This is a genomic window from Gordonia sihwensis, from assembly GCF_029632925.1.
Classification (GTDB): domain Bacteria; phylum Actinomycetota; class Actinomycetes; order Mycobacteriales; family Mycobacteriaceae; genus Gordonia; species Gordonia sihwensis.
This window is the reverse complement of sequence record NZ_CP121248.1, coordinates 1,811,934-1,832,521: the sequence shown is the minus strand read 5'-3', so window position 1 is coordinate 1,832,521 and position 20,588 is coordinate 1,811,934. Positions and strand designations below refer to the sequence as shown.

The following is a 20,588-nucleotide window of genomic DNA, read 5'->3' as shown; positions in this document are numbered from 1 at the left end:
ACGTCGGTGGTGCGGTGTGTCAGCTGTTGACGCGGCCGAGGTAGCTGCCGTCGCGGGAATCGATCTTCAGCTTGTCGCCGGTGTTGATGAACAGCGGCACCTGGACCTCGGCGCCGGTCTCCAGCGTGGCGGGCTTGGAGCCGCCGGTGGATCGATCGCCCTGCAGACCCGGGTCGGTGTGCTGGACCTCGAGTTCGACGGTGACCGGGAGCTCCACCGACAGCGGCGCGCCCTCGTGGGTCGAGACCTGGACGGTCATGTTCTCCAGCAGGAAGCGCGCACCGTCGCCGATGACCTCGGGGGCGATGGTGATCTGGTCGAAGGTCTCGCCGTCCATGAAGACGTAGTCGGTGCCGTCGTTGTACAGGTAGGTCATGTCGCGACGGTCGACGGTCGCCGTCTCCACCTTGACTCCGGCGTTGAAGGTCTTGTCGACGATCTTGCCCGACAGGACGTTCTTGATCTTGGTGCGCACGAACGCGGGGCCCTTGCCCGGCTTCACGTGCTGGAACTCCAGAATCTGCCAGAGCTGGTCGCCCTCCATCTTGAGGACGAGGCCGTTCTTGAAGTCGGCGGTCGACGCCATATGTGTTGTCTCCTCGGAAAGTCACAGGGCGCGGAGCGCCCTCGGGGTGGTCGTCAGCAATCGCGGTCCGGCATCGGTGACCACCAGGGTGTCTTCGATCCGCACGCCGCCGCGCCCGGGCAGGTAGATCCCGGGTTCAACGGTGACCGTTGCGCCGACAGGCAGTGTACCGCTCGCGGCGGCCCCGATTCCCGGACCTTCGTGGATCTCCAACCCCACCCCGTGCCCCAGACCGTGCACGTAGTACTCGCCGTACCCCGCGTCCGCGATCACCTCGCGGGCGACGGCGTCGACCCCCGCCAGGTCGGCGCCGGGAACGAGGGCCTCGCGGCCGGCGAGCTGCGCGGCCTCGACGATCTCGTAGATCTCGCGTTGCCACGCCGCCGCGGCCCCCAGCACATACGTGCGGGTCATGTCCGAGTGATAGCCGCCGGCGACCGCGCCGAAATCCATCTTGACCAGGTCGCCGTCGGCGAGCACCGCATCGGTGGGGCGATGGTGCGGGATCGCCGAGTTCGGCCCGGCGGCGACGATCGTCTCGAAGGCGATGGCGTCGGCGCCGCGCACGTACATCTCCCACTCGAGGTCGCGCGCCACGGCGCGCTCGGTGCGGCCCGGGACGATCGCGTCGCGTTCGATCAGAGCGGCGAGGGCCTCGTCGCCGATCCGGCACGCTGACGTGATCAATTCCACTTCACCGGCGTCCTTGACCGCGCGCAGCGCTTCCACAGTTCCGCGCAGCGGGACCAGTTCCGCGCCGGCGTGCTGCGACAGGTCGGTGAACGCCGCCACCGACATCGCGTCCGCCTCGATGCCGATCCGAACGCGCGGGCGCAGGCCGGCGGCGTGCTCGACGAGGGCGCGCGGGCAGTCGCGGGCGATCAGCGCCGGCAGGTCGGGTACCTGTGCGGCCACCTGCGACACATATCTGCCGTCCGTCGAGATCGTGTCCTCGGGCCGCTCCGGCCGCTCGGCCCAGACGAGGACCGCCGCGTTGCTGCCGGTGAAACCTGTGAGGTAACGCACGTTGACCAGGTTCGACACGACGATCGCGTCCACCTGGTCCCCCGCCGCGTCGTCTCCCAATGCCCGGGACAATCGAGCGCGCCTGGCCGCGATCGTCGCGCCGGCCTCGGCGTGCGCCGGTTCTTTCCGCATGTCAGCGTTGTTGAACATGTTCCTCCCCGGTATGGTGCATCCATGAGTTCGTGGCTACTGCGTGGCGCCGTGATGTCGATTGTGCACATCGCCGCCCGAATCATTCTCGGTGTCGTCGTCATCACGGCACCTCTGTCCTCGCCACTCGGACGCTGGCTCGCGGTGATCGCCGTGGTGCTGATCGCGGTGATCTGGGGCGGATACGACGGCATCAGGGACGCCCGCGCGCACAGCGACCCCGACGACTACGAGGATCTCACGATGCGCTGGCTCAAGGTCGGCCTCGTGGCCGCCGTCGTGTCGTGCCTCGTGTGCTGGATCCTCGGAACCTTCTGGCTGAACGGTATCGGCCAGGCCTCCTTCTGGATCGAGATGACCGCCGGCGTCTCGTTCATCACCCTCATCGTCTACCTGCCCGCGTTCTTCGGCGTCAGCCTCGGGCGCTTCTTCGTCCGCCGCGACCAGCGGAAGGCCGAGTTGAAGGCGCAGGAAGCAGCAGAAGCGCAGACCGCTCAGCTGGCCACCACTGCCTGAGCATCGTCTCCACGACGGCGGGCCGGGAACCTCCGAGGTTCCCGGCCCGCTGTTGTTTGTGCTGTGAGGGGGTTTCGACTCGCTTCGCTCGCTCAACAAGCCTAAGGAGCAGCCCGCTCAGCCAGCCTGCCGGGCAGCCCGCTCAGCCAGCCTGAGGGGCGGCCCGCTCAGCCGGCCTGCCGGTGGGCACTTCACATCCAGGGTGGTTGAGCGAGCGGAGCGAGTCGAAATCATCCCACCCTCGAACCGCTCACAGCATGATCGGGGCGGGGCCCGAGGCTCCGCCGGAGGCGACGGCCGAGTAGGCGGCCGCGATCAGCGACGGGTCCGGAGCCTCCAGACGGCCGGGCTTCGCCAGACCGTCGAGCACCACGAATCGGAGCATGCCCGACCGGTTCTTCTTGTCGCCGGCCATCGTCTTGAGGAGTTCGCCGAGCGCGTCCTCGTCGTAGGTCGTGGGCAGACCCACGAGTTCGAGGATCCGGCGATGGCGGTCGGCGGTCTCGTCGTCGAGCCGGCCCGCGAGCCGCCCGAGTTCGGCGGCGAAGACCATGCCGACGGAGATCGCGGCACCGTGGCGCCACTTGTAGCGTTCACGGCGTTCGATCGCGTGACCGAGCGTGTGACCGTAGTTGAGGATCTCCCGCAGTGAGGACTCCTTCAGATCCGCGGACACGACGTCTGCCTTCACCTGGACCGACCGGCGGATCAGCTCCGGCAGCACCGTCCCCTTCGGGTCGAGGGCGGCACCGGGGTCGGCCTCGATCATGTCGAGGATCACCGGATCGGCGATGAATCCGGTCTTGATGACCTCGGCGAGCCCGGCGACGACCTCGTTGTGCGGGACCGTCTCCAGCGTCGCGAGATCGATGAGCACGGCGTCGGGCTCGTGGAACGACCCGACGAGGTTCTTTCCGGCATCGGTGTTGATGCCGGTCTTGCCGCCCACCGCGGCGTCGACCATCGCCAGCAGCGTGGTCGGCACGTGGATGACGCCGATGCCCCGCATCCACGTCGCGGCCACGAAACCGGCGAGGTCGGTGGCGGCACCGCCGCCCAGGCTGATGACCTTGTCGTTGCGCATCATGCCGATGCGTCCGAAGACCTCCCAGCAGAAGGAGGCGACGGAGAGGTCCTTGCCCTCCTCGGCGTCCGGGATCTCGACGCGATGCGCATCGAAGCCCTGTTCGGCCAGATACTCGCGGATCTGCTCAGCGGTGGCCTTGAGGGTCGGCTGATAGACGATCGTCACGCGATCGGCGCCCTGCGCCGCTTCGGCGACGTCGGAGAGCAGACCCCGGCCGATCGTCACGTCGTAGGGACTCGCCGCGCGGACGGCGACCTTCACCGGTTCGGTCATGCCTGATCTCCCATGTTCATTGGTCGGCGTTCATTGGTCGGCCCGCACCGCCTGCAGTCGGGCCCGGATGTCGTCGACGACAGTCTGCGGGTTCCGGGCCGCGTCCACCTCGACGGCCGCGACGGCGCGATAGGTCGGTTCTCGGCGCGACAGCAGGTCCGCATAGCGCCGACGTGGGTCGGGGTCGGCGAGCAACGGTCGGTCGGACGCCGCGACGCGCGCGAACCCGGTGTCGGGGCCGACCCTGAGATACACCACGGCGTGGCCGGCGAGCGCCTCGCGGATCGTGTCGGTCATCACCGCTCCTCCGCCCAGCGAGACCACACCGTCGAACCGGCCCAGAACGTCGGTGACGACCTCGGACTCCAGCCGGCGGAAGGCCGGTTCGCCGTCGGCGGCGAAGATGTCCGGGATGCTTCTGCCGGAGCGGCGTTCGAGTTCGTCGTCGGTGTCGCAGAAGGCGACGCCGAGAGCGTGGGCCAGTGCGCGGCCGACGGTCGACTTGCCCGCTCCCATCGGGCCGACGAGAACCGCGGCCGGACGGCCGGTGGCCTGTGCCGTCACGACTGCGGGTGCGGCGGACGGCTCTCGATCACGTCGAGGTAGCTGCGCAGGTTGGCGGCGGTCTCGGAGACCGAGTCGCCGCCGAACTTCTCCAGCGCCGCCTGTGCCAGCACCAGCGCGACCATCGCCTCGGCGACCACACCCGCGGCGGGCACGGCGCACACGTCGCTGCGCTGGTGGATGGCGGTGGCGGGCTCGCCCGTGGTCATGTCGACGGTCGACAGCGCCCGAGGGACCGTCGAGATCGGCTTCATCGCGGCCCGGACACGGACCGACTCGCCGTTGGTCATCCCGCCTTCCAGCCCGCCCGCACGATTGGTGGAGCGAAGCACCCCATCGGCTCCGGGGACCATCTCGTCGTGGGCCTGGCTGCCGCGACGCCGCGCCGTCTCGAAGCCGTCACCGACCTCGACGCCCTTGATGGCCTGGATGCCCATCAGGGCCGCGGCCAGCCGAGCATCGAGCCTTGTCTCGCCGCTGACGTGCGAGCCGAGTCCGATCGGGACACCAGTGGCGATCACCTCGACGACGCCGCCGAGCGTGTCGCCGTCGCGCTTGGCGGCCTCGATCTCGTCGATCATCGACTGCTCGGCGTCCTTGCCGAAGGCGCGGACCGGGCTCTCGTCGATCGCCGACAGATCGGCGGCGGTCGGCGCGGGACCGTCGTACGGCGTACTCGCACCGATCGAGACGACGTGCGAGACGATCTCGATGCCGAAGACCTGCCGCAGGAAGTTCCGGGCCACCGTGCCCGCGGTGACGCGCGCCGCCGTCTCCCGTGCGCTCGCCCGCTCCAGCACCGGACGGGCGTCGTCGAAGCCGTATTTCAGCATGCCGGAGTAGTCGGCGTGCCCGGGTCGCGGGCGGGTCAGCGCCGCATTGCGCGCGCTGCCCTCGAGTTCCTCGGCGTCGACCGGATCGGCCGACATCACCTGTTCCCACTTGGGCCACTCGGTGTTGCCGATCTCGACGGCCACCGGGCCGCCCATCGTCAGCCCGTGGCGGACTCCGCCGATCATCGTGACCTTGTCGGCCTCGAACTTCATACGGGCGCCGCGGCCGTAGCCCAGCCGGCGGCGGGCCAGTTGTTCGGCGATGTCGGACGAGGTGATCTCCACTCCGGCGACCATCCCCTCGACGAGGGCCACCAGGGCCGGGCCATGGGATTCTCCGGCAGTTATCCAGCGCAACACAATGGTCAATTGTTCCAGAAGGGTCCACCGGCGGCACAGGCAGGCACTCCGGACGGTTCCGCCGTCGCGCACCGGTCATGTCAGCAGCAGGAACAGGATGGTCGACGCCGCGAGTGCGGGCCCGTGCGGCAGGCTGGTCTTTCTGGCGACACCGCAGGTCACGAGGGAGATCACCGCCGCCGCCACCACGACGAGGCCGCTCACGATCGGTTCACCGACCAACGCGCCGCACGGCACGGCGAGCTTGACGTCGCCGCCACCGCAGTGTCCGCGCGCGAAGCCCAGCACATACGGCACGACGGCGACCGCCGCCGACGCTCCGACGACGGGCAGACACACCGCCACGGCGGCGGTGCCCACCATCGCCGGAACGACCACGGAGTTCGGGATGCGCCCGGTCCGGCGGTCGATCGCGGCGACGAGCAGAAGCCAGGCGGCTGCCAGAAGTTCGGGGACCATCGCTCGAGCGTCCTCGTCCCCTGTGGACCGCGACAATCACCCGATCCACAGGCCCCGACACCCGACCGGGGTCGACTCAGAGCGCCAGACCGACCGCCGCAGCCATGGCGGCCTTCGGGGCAGGTCTGCCGGTGAACTGCTCCACCTGGCTGTAGGCCTGGTTCAACAACATCACCAGTCCCCCGACCACGGTGCCGCCGGCGGCGGCCGTCGCGGCGGCGAGCGGCGTCGGCCACGGGTCGTAGATCACGTCGATCAGGCGCGGCGTGGCGGTCACCGCCGGAATCAGCGCCTCGGCGGCCGGCGCCGGCACTGTCGACACGGTGACGTCGGCGGCCGCGCACGCCTGACGCACCGTCGCGCCGCCGTCGAAGGGCACCACCTCCACCGACAGGCCGAGTTGCTCGGCGAGGTCGCACGCGCCGCGCGCCCGCTGGGCACTGCGTGCGACGATCGACACCGCTGAGACGCCGGCGTCGGCCAGCGCCGCTAGCGTCGGCAGAGCGGTTCCGCCCGCGCCTATCACCACGGCTCGCGATGCCCCGGCCGGGAGTCCGGCCGCTGCCAGCGCGCCGGTCATCCCGTCCACGTCGGTGCAGTCGGCCCGCCACCCGGCGTCGGTGCGCACCAGGGTGTTGGCCGATCCGATCAATTCGGCTCGGCGCGTCCGCTCGTCGGCGAAGGCCAGCGCCGCGAGCTTGCCGGGCATGGTCACCGAGAAACCGATCCATTCGGCACCCGCGCGGGAGACACGGTCGGGAAGCTGCTCCGCCGTGGTGTCGATGGCCTCGTACGTCCAGCCTCGCAGACCCAGCGCCCGGTAGGCCGCACGGTGCAGCGCCGGGGACTTGGAGTGCGCCACCGGCGAGCCGAGCACCGCGGCCTTGCGTGGTACGGGGTCCACGGGATTCTCGCCCGTCATTCGCAGCCGGTGGTCAGGAGCTTGTTCTTGCACGCCACCTGACGGTTCTTCTTGTGCTGGTCGAAGGTCTTCGAGAACAGCGTGGTGCCCTGCTTGTCGACGGTGACGAAGTACAGCCAGTCGCCGCTGGCGGGATTCAGCGTGGCGTGGAGCGCACGCTCACCGACCGCACCGATCGGTGTGATCGGCAAGCCCTCGTGCTGGTAGGTGTTCCAGGCGTTCTCGTCCTTGTAGACGTCACCGCGCACATCGACGTCCGTGACGGCCGCGGTGTAGTTGATCGTCGAATCCATCTCCAGCCGCTGTCCGGCCTTGAGCCGGTTCAAGATCACGCGGGCGACCTTGGGGAAGTCCTCGTCCTTGTTCGCCTCGCGTTCGACGATCGACGCCGTCACCAGGTTCTGGTAGGGCGTGAGTCCGGTGTTGTTGTCGGACTGCAGGCCCCATGCCGTGAAGCGCTTGTCGGAGTTGGTGATCAGGGTGTGCAGTATCTCCACGGCGGACATCCGCGGGTCGAGATCCTCCCACGCACCCGAGGCGATGAGCCCCTCGATCCGGCGATGGTCGTTGCCGAGCCGGTTGAACGCCTCGAGCGCCCACGACGGGATGCCGAGTTCGGTGGCGCTGGCGGTCGCGGCGGCCTCCATCAGCTGATCGACGGTGACCCCGTAGGTCTGATCGTCGGTCTTCACCGTCGTCGCGTCGGCGATCCGCTGGAAGATGCCCGGCGTCGTCTTGCCGTCGACGCCCTTCTTGGTATCGAGCTGCAGACCTTCGGGCACCACCATGAAACCGACGCGATTGTCGCTGCCCTGCATCTTCTGCACCGCCGCCTCGGCCGAGATGCCCTTGGGCAGTTTGTAGAAGCCCGCGGCGACGGTGTCGTTGCCGGTGGCGTTGACGAAGGCCTTGCGGCTGCCGACAACGCCGGCGTCGGTGAGAGTGTCGCCGATGTCACGCACCGTCGCATCGCTCTGGATCTCCACCAGCGCCGAGCCGTGCCCGGTGCTGCTGTCGTAGTCGGTGCTGGAGTCGAAGACGCCGAGCGCCTTCAGCGCGATGCCCGCCAGGACCAGGATGACCACGAGGAGGATCGCCAGAACGGCGACGACCACCTTGCGGTTGCGCTTGCGGGCGGGCATCGGACGATCGACGAGATCGGCGTCCTCATCGGCGGCGCCGGCCGGCGCATAGCCCGCCGCCGCGACGTCCTGGCCCACGGTGCCCGCGGCTCGAGGGTCCGCGGACGCGTACTCGGCAGGTGCATGGTCGGCCGGCGCATACTCAGCCGATGAATAGTCGGTCGGCGCATAGTCGGTGGCGGCGTACTCCGCCGGCGGCGCGTCGTACCGGGCGTGCGATCCGGTGGTCTCGCCCGGGGTGACGTCGTCCTGCGTGACATCCAGGATGTCGAAGAGACCGGTCGGCTCGGGTTGTTGCACCGGCTGAGCCTGTGGGACCTGAGTCTGTGGGACCTCGGTCTGGGGCACCTGAGTCTGCGGGACCTGAGTCTGCTGCTCCTGCGCGTGACGTGCCGGCGGGTTCACGATCGTCGGCGGTTCCGTCGAGTGCGGCGAGGTCCGCGGTTCGGTGAAGCTCAGCCCCTCCACCTCGGTCGGGCGGTACTGGACCTGGAAGTACGGCGACGGCTCGCCGGCAGGCGGCTCCGGGGTCCGGTACTCGATCGTCGGATCCGGCAGTGAATCCCCCACCCGGACGATCGGAATGCTGCCCGTCGTCGTCGGATCACCGGGCGCACGCCGGCGGCGATGCCGGTTGCCCGACTGTCCGGCGCCCATCGACTCCGCGAAGTAGCGGCGCCGGTCTCCGTCAGACGGCAATCGTCCGCCGGATCCTTCGCTGCGCGGGTCGTCCTGGTCAGACACTTGAGAGATTCCTCCTCGTCGGCTGGCGGCTCATCGTTGCGCGTCGAGCCATCCCTGAAGGATAGCGACAGCCGCAGCCTGATCCACGACGGCACGCGCGTCTTTCGCTTTCACTCCCGACGCACGCAGCGCAGCAGTCGCAGTGACTGTGGTGAGCCTCTCGTCGTAGAACTCGATCGCGACTCCGTCGGCTTCGGCCGCCAGTTGACGTCCGAAATACCGCGCGGCACGGACCGCCGGTCCCTCTTCGCCGCGCAGTGTCCGCGGCAGGCCGATCACCACGCCGATCGCCTCGTACTCGGCGATGATCTCCACGATCCGCGCCACGTCGGAACCGTCCTTGGCGCGCCGGACCGTCTCGACCGGGGTCGCCAGGATTCCGTCGGGGTCGCACACCGCGACCCCGACGCGCACGCTTCCCACGTCGATGGCGATGCGGCGTCCGCGAGGTGAGATCACCGGCCGCCGACGACCTCGCGCAGCCGCGCCAGAGCGGCGTCGATGCCCGCGGCGTCGGTGCCCGAGCCCTGTGCCAGGTCCGGCTTGCCGCCGCCCCGGCCCGACACCAGCGGTGCCAGTTCCTTCACGAGGTCGCCCGCCTTGACACCGGCCGCGCGCGCGGCGTCGGTGGTGCCGATCGCGAACGGGACCTTGCCGTCGGCCGACGAGAAGAGTGCGACAACCGCATTGCGGTCGGCGACGCGGCCACGGAGGTCGGTCACCAGTCCGCGCAGGCCGTTCGCGTCCACACCGTCCGCGACGCGGGCCGCCACGAGCAGCGTGTCACCGACGGTGACGGCCTCGTCGATCAGGCCCGCGACCGCTGCCCGGGACTGCTCCGCCCGCAGTGCCGCGACGGTCTTCTCGGCCTCCTTGAGCTTCAGGACCAACTGCTCGACCCGATCGGGCACCTCCTCGGAGGGCACCTTGAGGGACGCGGCCAGGCCGGCCATCAGGGCACGCTCCCGCGAGAGGTAGCGGAAGGAGTCCATGCCGACGTATGCCTCGACGCGGCGCGTGCCCGACCCGACCGACGACTCGCCGATCACCGTGATCGGACCGATCTGCGCCGAGCTCGCCACATGGGTGCCGCCGCAGAGTTCCATCGAGAACGGTCCGCCGATCTCGACCACCCGGACGCGGTCACCGTAGTTCTCGCCGAACAGCGCCATGGCCCCCATCGCCTTGGCCTTCGCCAGATCGGTCTCGAAGGTGTTCACCGCGTAGTTGGCTTCCACCGCCTGGTTGGCGATCCGCTCGATCTCCTCGCGCTGAGCGTCCGTGAGCCCACTGCCTGCATGGAAGTCGAAACGCAGGTAACCCGGACGGTTCAGCGAACCGGCCTGGGTGGCGGTGGGACCGAGGACCTCCCGCAGTGCGGCGTGCACCATGTGCGTCCCCGAATGCCCCTGAGTGGCGCCGTGACGCCAGCCCGCGTCCACCGCGGCGAGCACCTCGTCGCCCTCGACGATCTCGCCCTCGTCGACCACCACCCGGTGCAGCCACACCTTCTTGCCGACCTTCTGGACGTCTCGGACGGCCAGCCGCACACCGTCTCCGGTGGTGATCGTTCCCCGGTCGGCCATCTGGCCGCCCGACTCGGCGTAGAGGGGGCTGCGGTCGAGGATCAGTTCCAGTTCGGTGCCGGGGGCGGCGGACCGGACACGCTGACCGTCGGCCACCAGGCCCAGTACGCGAGCCTCCGACACCAGTTCGTCGAAACCGGTGAACTCGGTGGGTCCGCGGTCGAGGAACTCGCGGTACACCGACTGGTCGGCGTGCGACGACTTGCGCGCACTCGCATCGGCCTTCGCGCGGCGGCGCTGCTCGCCCATCAGCTCGGAGAAGCCCTCGCGGTCCACCTCCAGACCCGCTTCGGCCGCCATCTCCAGGGTCAGGTCGATCGGGAAGCCGTAGGTGTCGTGGAGGGTGAAGGCGTCGCTGCCGCTGATCGAGGTGCTTCCGGCCCTCTTGGTGGCGTCGGCCGCCTCCGAGAACAGCTTGGAGCCCGCTGCCAGCGTCCGGGCGAAGGTGGTCTCCTCGGCCACCGCGACCGACAGGATGTGGGCCCGCTGCTGCTCCAATTCGGGGTACGACGGGCTCATCACATCGATCACTTCGGCGATGATCCGCTCCATCGTGGCCTCGCCGCCGCCGGTGGTGCCCGACCCCAGCAGCCGCATGGACCGCACGATGCGACGCAGCAGTCGGCGCAGCACGTACCCGCGACCGTCGTTCGCGGGAACCACACCGTCGCCGATCAGCATCGCCGCGGTGCGGGCGTGGTCGGCGACCACGCGGAAGCGGACGTCGTCCTCGTGCTTGCCCGCTCCGTACTCGCGGCCGGTGCGGCGGGACGCGAGGTCGATGATCGGCTTGAGCAGGTCGGTCTCGTAAACGTTGTCGACGCCCTGCAGCAGGCAGGCGACCCGCTCGATGCCCATGCCGGTGTCGATGTTCTTCTTCGGCAGCGGACCGAGGATCTCGTAGTCGTCCTTGCTGGTGCCCTCACCGCGTTCGTTCTGCATGAAGACGAGATTCCAGATCTCGATGTACCGGTCCTCGTCGGCCTCGGGACCGCCTTCGACGCCGTACTCGGGACCGCGGTCGTAGAAGATCTCCGAACACGGACCGCACGGTCCGGGCACGCCCATCGACCAGTAGTTGTCGGCCATGCCGCGCCGCTGAATCCGTTCGGACGGCACGCCGATCTCGTCACGCCAGATGCTCTCGGCCTCGTCGTCGTCGAGGTACACCGTCGGCCACAGCCGCGTCGGGTCGATGCCGTATCCGCCGTCCTCGACCGAATTGGTCAGCAGTTCCCACGCGAACCGGATCGCCTCGCGCTTGAAGTAGTCGCCGAAGGAGAAGTTGCCCGCCATCTGGAAGAAGGTGTTGTGGCGGGTGGTGATCCCGACCTCTTCGATGTCGAGGGTGCGCACGCACTTCTGCACGCTCGTCGCGCGGGTGTACGGCGGTGTCTGGTCGCCGAGGAAGAAGGGCTTGAAAGGCACCATGCCGGCGTTGACGAACAGAAGGTTCGGATCGTCCAGAATCAGCGAGGCGCTCGGCACCTCGGTGTGTCCGGCGCGGATGAAGTGATCCAGGAATCGCTTCCGGATTTCATGCGTCTGCACTGCGGCGGTGTCCTTCGTAGAAGTCGGGCAGAGAATCAACAGCCGAGTTTACGCCCCACCGGCGCGTCACCTGCGGGAGCGCCCCCGGGAAGTGAGCCCGCGCACGATGGAGCGCAGACGACCCACGCGCGGGGCGAGTTCCCGTTCGAATCCGTGGTCGGTCGGCTCGTAGTAGTCGACGCCGACGAGCGCGTCCGGTGCGTACTGCTGCGCCAGCACCCCGTCGGGGTCGTCGTGCGGGAACCGGTATCCGATCGCGTTGCCCAACTTCTTGGCTCCCGCGTAATGACCGTCGCGCAGATGCGGCGGGACGGCGCCGGCCTTGCCCGCCGCCACATCGGTCATCGCCTTCCCCAGCGCCGACGTCACCGCACCGGACTTCGGCGCGGTCGCCAGATGGACGGTGGCCTGGGCCAACGCGAGCTGCGCCTCGGGCATCCCGACCATCTGCACCACCTGCGCGGCGGCGACCGCCGCCTGCAGCGCCGTCGGGTCGGCCATGCCGATGTCCTCACTGGCGTGGATCATCAATCGCCGCGCGATGAACCGGGGATCCTCCCCCGCGGTGATCATCCTCGCCAGATAGTGCAGCGCGGCGTCGACATCCGATCCGCGGATCGACTTGATGAAGGCACTCGTGACGTCGTAGTGCTGATCGCCGTCACGGTCGTAGCGGACCGCGGCCCGGTCGATGGCGGCTTCCACGTCGGCGACCTCGATCACATCGCCGGCCTCGGCCGCGTCCGCGCTCGCCTCCAGTGCGGTCAGCGCGCGCCGCGCGTCACCGCCCGCCACCGCGACCAGGTGGTCGAGCGCCTCGTCAGACAGTTCCACCGAGCCGTCGAGGCCGCGCGGATCGGCGACGGCCCGGCGCAGCACGGTCTTGACGTCGTTGTCGGTCAGCGATCGCAACTGGAGCACCAGCGACCGCGACAGCAGCGGCGCGACCACCGAGAACGACGGATTCTCCGTGGTCGCCGCCACCAGCAGCACGATCCGGTTCTCCACGGCGTCCAGGAGCGCGTCCTGCTGAGTCTTCGAGAACCGGTGGACCTCGTCGATGAACAGCACCGTCTGCTGTCCGTGCGCCAGCCGTCGCCGGGCCATGTCTATGACGGCACGGACTTCCTTGACGCCCGACGAGAGTGCCGAGAGCGCCTCGAAACGACCGCCGGTGGCCTGGCTGATGAGCGAGGCCATCGTGGTCTTGCCGGTGCCGGGCGGACCGTAGAGCAGTACCGACGCGGCACCCGAACCGGCGATCAGCCGCCGCAGCGGCGAACGCCCGCCGAGCAGATGTTCCTGGCCGACGATCTCATCGAGCGACGCCGGACGCATCCGGACGGCGAGCGGCGGCGCGGGCCGACCGGCCGCACCGGACTCGACCGCGTCACCGGAATCGTCCGGTGTCCCGAACAGACCGTCGTCCACAGCTCCCGATCACCCGAACCAGTAGATCCGCAGGGCCTCTTGCATCCGGTCCGCGGCGTCGATGAACTCGCCGCCGACATCGTACGAGTCCCCCGAATCGGCGAGGTCGGCCCACCGGGACAGCACCACGCGCGCGTCCGTGGTGTGCAGCGCCCAGTCGTGTCCGCTGGAGTCGCCGCGGATGAGCCAGTAGGTGGACAGCCACACCCACAGCGCACGCGCGTGGAAGATCCGTTCGGCGAGGCCGCGATCGCTGATCGACGGCCACAGCGGCTTCACCTCGCCGCGCCAGGCGTCGGCGAGGGACTTCTCCAACTCGAGCCGCTCGGGCACCACATCGACGGCGAGCCGGGCCGGGAAGGTCGCGAGTGCGTACGCCACATCGAGTGCCGCATCGCGGAACTCGCCCCACTCGTAATCCATGAACTGGACGCCGTCACCGTTGATGAGAATGTTCTCCGGGCCGACGTCGGCCGGGCTGAACGCCCGGAAGTCCCCTTCGTCGAACAGCCGCAGGCTGTTCTCGAGCGTCTCGCGGGCGCCTGCCGGCAACTCGACGTCGATGCGTTCGAGAATCTGCTCATACGCGTCCACCGAGGCCGCGGCCTCGTCGACGATGCCGCCGTCGGAGGCGAAGATGCGCGAGGCGGTGCCGCCGCGGTCCTTGCCGCTGATGTGCATCAGGGTGCGGAAGTCCTCTTCGCCCCCGAGAGTGGCGGCGTGCATCCGGCCGAGCGCCTGCCCCCACGCGCTCACACCCCGTTCCACCTCGTCGGCGTCGTTGGAGCCGAGCAGTTCCACCATCGGCCGGCCGTGGCCGAGGTCGGTGAGCACCAGAATGCGCGCCTCCAGTTCGGAGGCGAGGAGCTGGGGCCCGGGCCGCGAACGGGTGGGCAGCGCCGTGGCGTAACGGTAGGACGCGATCTCGCGGAGCACCTGCGACGCGGGAGTCTGCTGGTCGAAGGCCTTGACGACGACGGTTCGGTCCAGCGACACCGGGTTGTCGAGCACGCGGGCCCGGATGACGGTGGACCGCCCGGTCCCGCCGAGGTCCTCGGGTCCGTCGAGCCGCACCGCGGTGCCCGCGCGCTTGGCGAGGACGCCTTCGGCGGCCTCCAGAACTGACGTGATCCGTTCGTCAGCGATTACAGTCATGGCTTCCTCAGGCTTCGGACGCCTTCGTTCCGGCGGCGGCACCGGCCTCGTCCACCTTCTTCTTGTCCGAGTTGTTCTCCGGCTTCTGCGGCTTCGCGTCGATGCCGGTCTCCTTGCGCTGCTCGGGAGTGATCGGCGCCGGAGCGTCGGTCAGCGGGTCGATGCCGCCTCCCGACTTCGGGAAGGCGATCACCTCGCGGATCGACGGCTCGCCGGCGAGCAGTGCGGTGATCCGGTCCCAGCCGAAGGCGATGCCGCCGTGCGGCGGCGCACCGTACGAGAAGGCGTCGAGCAGGAAGCCGAACTTCTCCTGCGCGTCCTCCTCGCTGATGCCCATGATCTTGAAGACACGCTCCTGCACATCGCGACGATGGATGCGGATCGAACCGCCGCCGATCTCGTTGCCGTTGCAGACGATGTCGTAGGCGTAGGCCAGCGCCTCGCCGGGGTTCGATTCGAGCAGATCCATCGACTCGGGCTTCGGCGAGGTGAAGGCGTGGTGGACGGCCGTCCACGCGCCCGTCCCCACCGCGACGTCGCCGGCGGCCGTGGCGTCGTCGGCCGGCTCGAACAGCGGGGCGTCGACGACCCAGGTGAACGCCCAGTCGCCGTCCTTGATGAGTCCGAGCTTCTCGGCGATCTCACCGCGGGCCGCGCCCAGCAGCGCCCGCGAGCTCTTGACCGCACCGGCCGCGAAGAAGACGCAGTCGCCCGGCTGGGCTCCGACGTGAGCCGCCAGACCTTCGCGCTCGGCGTCGGAGATGTTCTTCGAGACCGGCCCCGTGAGGCTGCCGTCCTCCTGGACCAGCACGTACGCCAGGCCGCGGGCGCCGCGCTGCTTGGCCCACTCCTGCCAGGCGTCGAGCTGCCTGCGCGGCTGCGACGCGCCGCCGGGCATCACCACGGCGCCGACGTACGGCGCCTGGAAGACGCGGAACGGGGTGTCGGCGAAGAACTCGGTGCACTCGACGAGTTCGATGTCGAAGCGCAGATCGGGCTTGTCGCTGCCGAAGCGCCGCATGGCGTCCGCGTACGTCATCCGCGGGATCGGCGTGGTGATCTCGACGCCGATCAGCTTCCACAGCGCCGCGAGGATCTCCTCGGCGAGGGCGATCACGTCGTCCTCGTCGACGAAGCTCATCTCGATGTCGAGCTGGGTGAACTCCGGCTGCCGGTCGGCGCGGAAGTCCTCGTCCCGGTAGCAGCGTGCGATCTGGTAGTACCGCTCCATGCCCGCGACCATCAGCAACTGCTTGAACAGCTGCGGGCTCTGCGGCAGTGCGTAGAACGATCCCGGCTGCAGTCGCGCGGGCACGAGGAAGTCGCGGGCGCCCTCGGGTGTCGACCGGGTCAGCGTCGGCGTCTCGATCTCGACGAAGTCGTGCGCACCCAGCACCGACCGCGCCGCCGCACTCACCTGCGAGCGCAGCCGGATGGCCTTCGCCGGTCCCTCGCGGCGCAGATCGAGGTAGCGATGGCGCAGTCGCGCCTCCTCGCCGGGCTGCTCGTCGAGCTGGAACGGGAGCGGAGCCGACTCGTTGAGGACCACGAGTTCGCGGGCGTTGATCTCGATCGCACCGGAGGCGAGCGAGGCGTTCTCGCTGCCTTCCGGCCGGACCTCCACCTCGCCGGTGACCTGGACGCAGTACTCGGCACGCAGCCGATGAGCCGCTTCGGCGACCTGTTCGTCGCGGAAGACCACCTGCACCAGACCGGACGAGTCACGCAGATCGATGAAGACGACTCCACCGTGGTCGCGCCGGCGCGCCACCCATCCGACGACGGTGACGGTCTGCGAGGCGTCCTCACGACGCAACGATCCGGCGAAATGAGTGCGGAGCACTGGGTTCCTTCCTTCTGCGCAGCACAGAGCTGCCAGGGTTCACGCTGTTCCAGCCGATTCTACGGACCCCCACCGACAAAGCGACAGTCGCATCGACGTCACGGCCGGCCGCCGATGTCGCGGCTACTGTAAGCCCATGACGTTTCGAGGGAGCGGCCCGCTCGAGGGCGGGAATGTGAGCGCCGGCGGCTCGGGAGGAGGCGGCGGGCGCATGGTCGTCGGGGGCGCGGCCGGCATCGTCGTGGCGATCGTGGCGCTGCTGTTCGGTATCAACCCCGGGGACATTCTCGGCGGAGGCTCGGACTCGTCGTCGAACCAGCAGGTCGCCGGTTCGGGCGCCGGTTCGAACAACGCCGAGATGCAGCGCCATCTCGACAGTTGCACCGTCGAGATGGCCAACACCGACGACGCGTGCCGCATCAAAGCCACGACGATCAGCCTCGACAAGGTGTGGTCGAACCTGATGCGGGGCTACACCCAGCCCAAGACGGTGGTCTTCAGCGGCAGCGTGAACACGGCGTGCGGCGCCGCGTCGTCGGCGATGGGGCCGTTCTACTGTCCGGGCGACGAGACCGCCTACTTCGATCCGTCGTTCTTCGCCGACCTCAAGAGGATGGGCGGGTCCGACGGTCCGCTGGCCCAGGAGTACGTCGTCGCGCACGAGTTCGGCCATCACGTCGAGAACCTGACCGGCGTGCTGGCGAAGGGGCAGCGCATGGGCAACGCCGGCTCGGTGCGCATCGAACTCCAGGCCGACTGCCTCGCGGGCGTGTGGGCCCATCATGCCGACAAGGGTCCCGACGCGATGCTGGAACCGCTGTCCGACGAGCAGATCCAGACCGTGATCCAGAGCGCCAAGGCCATCGGCGACGACACCATCCAGGGCTCGCGCTCCAACCCGGAGAGCTGGACGCACGGTTCGGCGGCGCAGCGCGTCCGCTGGTTCAAGATCGGCTACGACGGCGGCGACGCCCGCCGGTGCGACACCTTCGCGACCAACGACCTCTGATCGCGCCGGCTCAGGCCAGCGCGGCGACCACCGACGCGACCGCGTCGTCCAGGCCGATCCGGCGCTGTTCGCCGTTCGACAGATCCTTGAGCTCGATCGTGCGCTCCTCGAGTTCGCGATCCCCGAGAACCAGGGCGAGGCGGGCACCCGAGCGGTCGGCCGCCTTCATCGCGCCCTTCAGTCCGCGATCACCGTAGGCGAGGTCGACGCTGACGCCCGCGGCACGCAACTGCGCTGCGAGCGAGACCAGCTCACTCTTGGCCGCGGTTCCGAGGGGAACGCCGAATACCTGAACCCGGCCTTCGCCGGCCACCGAGACGCCTTCGGCCTCCAGCGCCAGCACCGTCCGGTCCACGCCGATCCCGAAACCGATGCCCGAGAGATCCTGCTTGCCTCCCACCTGACGCATCAGACCGTCGTAGCGCCCACCGCCGCCGATCCCCGACTGCGCGCCGAGACCGTCGTGGACGAACTCGAAGGTGGTCTTGGTGTAGTAGTCCAGCCCGCGCACCAGGCGCGGATTGATCACGTACTCGACGCCCAGCCGGTCGAGGTGACCCCGGACCTGCTCGAAGTGATCGCGTGCCGAGTCGCTCAGGTGGTCGAGCATCAGCGGTGCGCTCGCGGTCGCCTCCTTGATCTCCGGCCGCTTGTCGTCGAGCACGCGCAACGGATTGATCTCCGCTCTCGCGCGCGTCGCCTCGTCGAGGTCGAGACCGAACAGGAACTGCTGCAACGCTTCCCGGTACTGCGGGCGGCAGGTGTCGTCGCCCAGCGAAGTGAGTTCGAGTCGGTAGCCGGACAGACCGAGACGCTTGTATCCCTCGTCGGCCACCGCGATCACCTCGGCGTCGAGCGCGGGGTCGTCGACGCCGATGGCCTCGATCCCGACCTGCTGGAGCTGGCGGTAGCGGCCGGCCTGCGGCCGCTCATACCGGAAGAAGGGGCCCGCGTAGCAGAGCTTGACCGGGAGCTGGCCGCGATCGAGACCGTGCTGGATCACCGCGCGCATGACGCCCGCCGTGCCCTCCGGACGCAGCGTCACCGAGCGGCCGCCGCGATCGGCGAAGGTGTACATCTCCTTGCTGACGACGTCGGTCGACTCGCCGACGCCGCGGGCGAAGAGCGCGGTGTCCTCGAAGATCGGCAGTTCGATGTGCCCGTAGCCCGCGCGGTGCGCCGCGCCGGTCAGTGCGTTCCGTACCGCGAGGAAGTCCGCCGAGGCCGGCGGGAAGTAGTCGGGGATGCCTTTCGGCGCCGCAAATTCTCCACTCACAGTCCGAAACGTCCTTTCTTGTTCGCATCGGGAAGATCGAGCAGGAACGGGTTGGAGGCCCGCTCGGCTCCGATCGTGGTCTGAGGTCCGTGACCCGGGAGGATCACGACGTCGTCGCCGCGCACCATCAGCTTGTCCGCGATCGACTCGAGCAGCGTGCGGTGGCTGCCGCCGGGCAGGTCGGTCCGGCCGATCGACCCATTGAACAGTACGTCGCCGGAGAAGCAGACCTCACCCGAGTCCGGCGTCAGCAGCACACTGCCCAGCGAGTGCCCGGGCGCGTGGTCCACCGACCATCGGATTCCCGCCGCGTCCACGTCCTCGCCGTCGACGAACTCGATGACCTTCTCCGGTTCGACGAAGGTCATGTCGCCGATCATCGACGACAGCGCGCTGCCCAGGCCCATGCCGGGATCGGTCAGCATCGGGCGGTCGTCGGCGTGGATGTACACCGGGATCGAATACTCGTCGGCGAGTTCGGCGGCATTCCAGGTGTGGTCGAGATGACCGTGGGTCAGGAAGACGGCCACCGGCGTCAGGTCGTATTCGGCGAGCGCCGCGCGAACCTGGGGCGCTGCGTCCTGGCCCGGATCGATGATGACCGCGTCGCTTCCCCGGTCCTCGGCGACCAGATAGCAGTTGGTCTGGAACATGCCCGCGGGGAATCCGGCGATCAGCACGGTGGCACACCTCCTCGTCAACGCCCGGCGATCTGCAGGGCGACACGTCGGAGTCCATTGTCTCATCGGCCCCGAAGACCGCTGCGATAGCATGGGGCGCGCTGCCGTGACAGTGCTCAGTCCCACATGCCGCACAGGAGGTTCCACCAGCGTGTCGTCCAACGAAGAGCGTCGCGACGCTGCCCGCCGCAAGCTGGAAGAGCGGCTCGAGAGCGAGCGCCGTGCCGCACGGCAGCGGCGGATCACGATCATCTCAGTGTGCAGCGTGGTGGTGCTGGCCGCGGTCGCCGTCGGCGGCTACTTCTACTACCGGCATTGGGACGACCAGCGGCACACCGAATGCACGTACACCAAGACGCCCAACGATCTGGACCAGCAGCTCAAGTCGCTCGAAGAGCAGCTCAAGACCGCGCCGGCCGATCAGAAGGCCAAGGGCGAGCAGTACATCGCATTCATGCGCGAGGGTGCAGGCAAGCTGCGCACCTCCCCGATGCCGGAGAGCCGGACACTCAACACCGGCACCGTCGGATGGACGCTGGACACCAACCTCGGACAGGTGCCGATCACCCTGGACCGCTCCGAGGCGCCGTGCAATGTGAACGCGATCGTCTCGCTCTCCGACAACCACTACTACGACGGCACCGACTGCCACCGGCTCGCGCAGAGCGATCAGCTCCACATCCTGCAGTGCGGCGACCCGACGCGCACCGGCGCCGGCGCCCCCGGCTGGAGCAGTCCCGACGAGAACCCCACGAACCTCAAAGAGGGCGAGATCAGCCCGCAGATGTTGCAGATGGGCATGACTCCCCCGGTGGTCTACCCGCGCGGCACCGTCGCGATCGCGAACCGGAACGACGAACAGAACGGCGTCGCCAACACCGGCAGCGCCCAGTTCTTCATCGTGACCAAGGACACCCAGCTCACCCCGACCCTCGCCGTGGTCGGCAAGGTCGACGACGCCGGCATGAAGATCATCGACAAGGTGGTCGCGGGCGGCATCGATCCGGGTCCAATCGGCACCGACACCAACGGTTTCCCGAAGACCCCGCTGCAGATCAAGTCGACCTCGATCACCGAGTAGCCCGAGCAGAGTGCCCCTGCTCCCCGGCTCGTCGAGCCAGGGAGCGAAGCGGCACGGCGCATCGAGACACACCCGCGCGATCTCGATACGCTCCGTCGCTGCGCTCCTCCGCTACTCGAAAACCCTGTTATCCAGGCCCGTCGAGAAAGCCGAGGGAAGCAAAGCGACACGGGCACATCGAGACCCACCCGCAATCTCGACACGCTCCGTCGCTCCGCTGCGCCCCAGGCCGGTCGAGAAAGCCAAGAGAGCGAAGCGACACGGCGCATCGAGACACACACGCAATCTCGACACGCTCCGTCGCTGCCCTGCTA

Annotated in this window: 18 protein-coding genes; 3 read left to right on the top strand and 15 right to left on the bottom strand. The window is 69.0% G+C overall.

Annotated features, from left to right (window positions below):
• Positions 1-19: 19 nt before the first annotated feature.
• Positions 20-586, bottom strand: coding sequence for an elongation factor P (gene efp / locus P5P27_RS08830; protein ID WP_006894802.1), 567 nt, complete (start codon positions 584-586; stop codon positions 20-22).
• 21 nt (positions 587-607) lie between these two features.
• Positions 608-1,762: an aminopeptidase P family protein gene (locus P5P27_RS08825; protein WP_231875729.1), complete on the bottom strand. Its 1,155-nt coding sequence runs from the start codon at positions 1,760-1,762 to the stop codon at positions 608-610.
• Positions 1,763-1,786: 24 nt separating this feature from the next.
• Here P5P27_RS08825 and P5P27_RS08820 point away from each other — a divergent pair, with 24 nt between their 5' ends.
• Positions 1,787-2,278 (top strand): B-4DMT family transporter, encoded by a 492-nt coding sequence (locus P5P27_RS08820; protein ID WP_006894800.1) that lies wholly within the window; start codon positions 1,787-1,789, stop codon positions 2,276-2,278.
• A 250-nt stretch (positions 2,279-2,528) separates the two neighbouring features.
• On the opposite strand, the gene aroB is transcribed toward P5P27_RS08820, so the two are convergent.
• From aroB to aspS, 11 genes are all read right to left on the bottom strand, one after another.
• Positions 2,529-3,638: a 3-dehydroquinate synthase gene (gene aroB / locus P5P27_RS08815; protein ID WP_006894799.1), complete on the bottom strand. Its 1,110-nt coding sequence runs from the start codon at positions 3,636-3,638 to the stop codon at positions 2,529-2,531.
• Positions 3,639-3,668: 30 nt separating this feature from the next.
• Positions 3,669-4,202 (bottom strand): shikimate kinase, encoded by a 534-nt coding sequence (locus P5P27_RS08810; protein WP_278127273.1) that lies wholly within the window; start codon positions 4,200-4,202, stop codon positions 3,669-3,671.
• On the bottom strand, positions 4,199-5,413 hold the full coding sequence (aroC, locus tag P5P27_RS08805; protein WP_039866780.1) for a chorismate synthase: 1,215 nt from the start codon (positions 5,411-5,413) through the stop codon (positions 4,199-4,201). Before aroC ends, P5P27_RS08810 begins: the two co-directional genes overlap by 4 nt.
• Before the next feature lie 57 nt (positions 5,414-5,470).
• On the bottom strand, positions 5,471-5,854 hold the full coding sequence (locus P5P27_RS08800; RefSeq protein ID WP_278127272.1) for a prepilin peptidase: 384 nt from the start codon (positions 5,852-5,854) through the stop codon (positions 5,471-5,473).
• 76 nt (positions 5,855-5,930) lie between these two features.
• Positions 5,931-6,776: a shikimate dehydrogenase gene (locus tag P5P27_RS08795; RefSeq protein ID WP_006894793.1), complete on the bottom strand. Its 846-nt coding sequence runs from the start codon at positions 6,774-6,776 to the stop codon at positions 5,931-5,933.
• A complete protein-coding gene (mltG, locus tag P5P27_RS08790) occupies positions 6,773-8,662 on the bottom strand; it encodes an endolytic transglycosylase MltG (RefSeq protein WP_006894792.1) in 1,890 nt (629 codons plus the stop codon). Before mltG ends, P5P27_RS08795 begins: the two co-directional genes overlap by 4 nt.
• 30 nt (positions 8,663-8,692) lie before the next feature.
• Positions 8,693-9,121 carry a Holliday junction resolvase RuvX gene (gene ruvX / locus P5P27_RS08785; protein ID WP_006894791.1) on the bottom strand — a complete coding sequence of 143 codons (429 nt, stop codon included), beginning with the start codon at positions 9,119-9,121 and terminating at the stop codon, positions 8,693-8,695.
• The gene (alaS, locus tag P5P27_RS08780; protein ID WP_278127271.1) at positions 9,118-11,799 is read right to left on the bottom strand and encodes an alanine--tRNA ligase; all 2,682 of its coding nucleotides are present in this window, start codon (positions 11,797-11,799) and stop codon (positions 9,118-9,120) included. Before alaS ends, ruvX begins: the two co-directional genes overlap by 4 nt.
• Positions 11,800-11,865: 66 nt before the next feature.
• Positions 11,866-13,230, bottom strand: coding sequence for a replication-associated recombination protein A (locus P5P27_RS08775; RefSeq protein WP_278127270.1), 1,365 nt, complete (start codon positions 13,228-13,230; stop codon positions 11,866-11,868).
• A gap of 9 nt (positions 13,231-13,239) precedes the next feature.
• Positions 13,240-14,385, bottom strand: coding sequence for a phosphotransferase (locus P5P27_RS08770; RefSeq protein WP_006894787.1), 1,146 nt, complete (start codon positions 14,383-14,385; stop codon positions 13,240-13,242).
• Positions 14,386-14,392: 7 nt separating this feature from the next.
• Positions 14,393-16,228 (bottom strand): aspartate--tRNA ligase, encoded by a 1,836-nt coding sequence (aspS, locus tag P5P27_RS08765; protein WP_006894786.1) that lies wholly within the window; start codon positions 16,226-16,228, stop codon positions 14,393-14,395.
• A gap of 136 nt (positions 16,229-16,364) precedes the next feature.
• Here aspS and ypfJ point away from each other — a divergent pair, with 136 nt between their 5' ends.
• Entirely contained in the window at positions 16,365-17,237 is an 873-nt protein-coding gene (ypfJ, locus tag P5P27_RS08760; RefSeq protein WP_045539259.1) for a KPN_02809 family neutral zinc metallopeptidase, read from the top strand.
• A 10-nt stretch (positions 17,238-17,247) separates the two neighbouring features.
• Here the strand turns inward: ypfJ and hisS are convergent, their stop codons facing one another.
• Positions 17,248-18,513, bottom strand: coding sequence for a histidine--tRNA ligase (gene hisS, locus P5P27_RS08755; protein WP_006894784.1), 1,266 nt, complete (start codon positions 18,511-18,513; stop codon positions 17,248-17,250).
• Positions 18,510-19,193, bottom strand: a complete 684-nt coding sequence (locus tag P5P27_RS08750; protein WP_278127269.1) for an MBL fold metallo-hydrolase — start codon at positions 19,191-19,193, stop codon at positions 18,510-18,512. The genes hisS and P5P27_RS08750 overlap by 4 nt, the downstream gene beginning before the upstream one ends.
• Positions 19,194-19,344: 151 nt before the next feature.
• Between P5P27_RS08750 and P5P27_RS08745 the strand changes: the two genes are divergently transcribed.
• Complete coding sequence (locus P5P27_RS08745) at positions 19,345-20,274, top strand: peptidylprolyl isomerase (protein ID WP_006894782.1); 930 nt, start codon at positions 19,345-19,347, stop codon at positions 20,272-20,274.
• The last annotated feature ends 314 nt before the right edge of the window (positions 20,275-20,588 follow it).

Bases quoted from the DNA above. Each gene is read 5' to 3' on its own strand.
- ypfJ (WP_045539259.1), top strand. From the start codon at position 16,365: ATGACGTTTCGAGGGAGCGGCCCGCTCGAGGGCGGGAATGTGAGCGCC.
- P5P27_RS08820 (WP_006894800.1), top strand. From the start codon at position 1,787: ATGAGTTCGTGGCTACTGCGTGGCGCCGTGATGTCGATTGTGCACATC.
- P5P27_RS08800 (WP_278127272.1), bottom strand. From the start codon at position 5,854: ATGGTCCCCGAACTTCTGGCAGCCGCCTGGCTTCTGCTCGTCGCCGCG.
- P5P27_RS08770 (WP_006894787.1), bottom strand. From the start codon at position 14,385: ATGACTGTAATCGCTGACGAACGGATCACGTCAGTTCTGGAGGCCGCC.
- P5P27_RS08795 (WP_006894793.1), bottom strand. From the start codon at position 6,776: ATGACGGGCGAGAATCCCGTGGACCCCGTACCACGCAAGGCCGCGGTG.
- aroB (WP_006894799.1), bottom strand. From the start codon at position 3,638: ATGACCGAACCGGTGAAGGTCGCCGTCCGCGCGGCGAGTCCCTACGAC.
- efp (WP_006894802.1), bottom strand. From the start codon at position 586: ATGGCGTCGACCGCCGACTTCAAGAACGGCCTCGTCCTCAAGATGGAG.
- P5P27_RS08825 (WP_231875729.1), bottom strand. From the start codon at position 1,762: ATGTTCAACAACGCTGACATGCGGAAAGAACCGGCGCACGCCGAGGCC.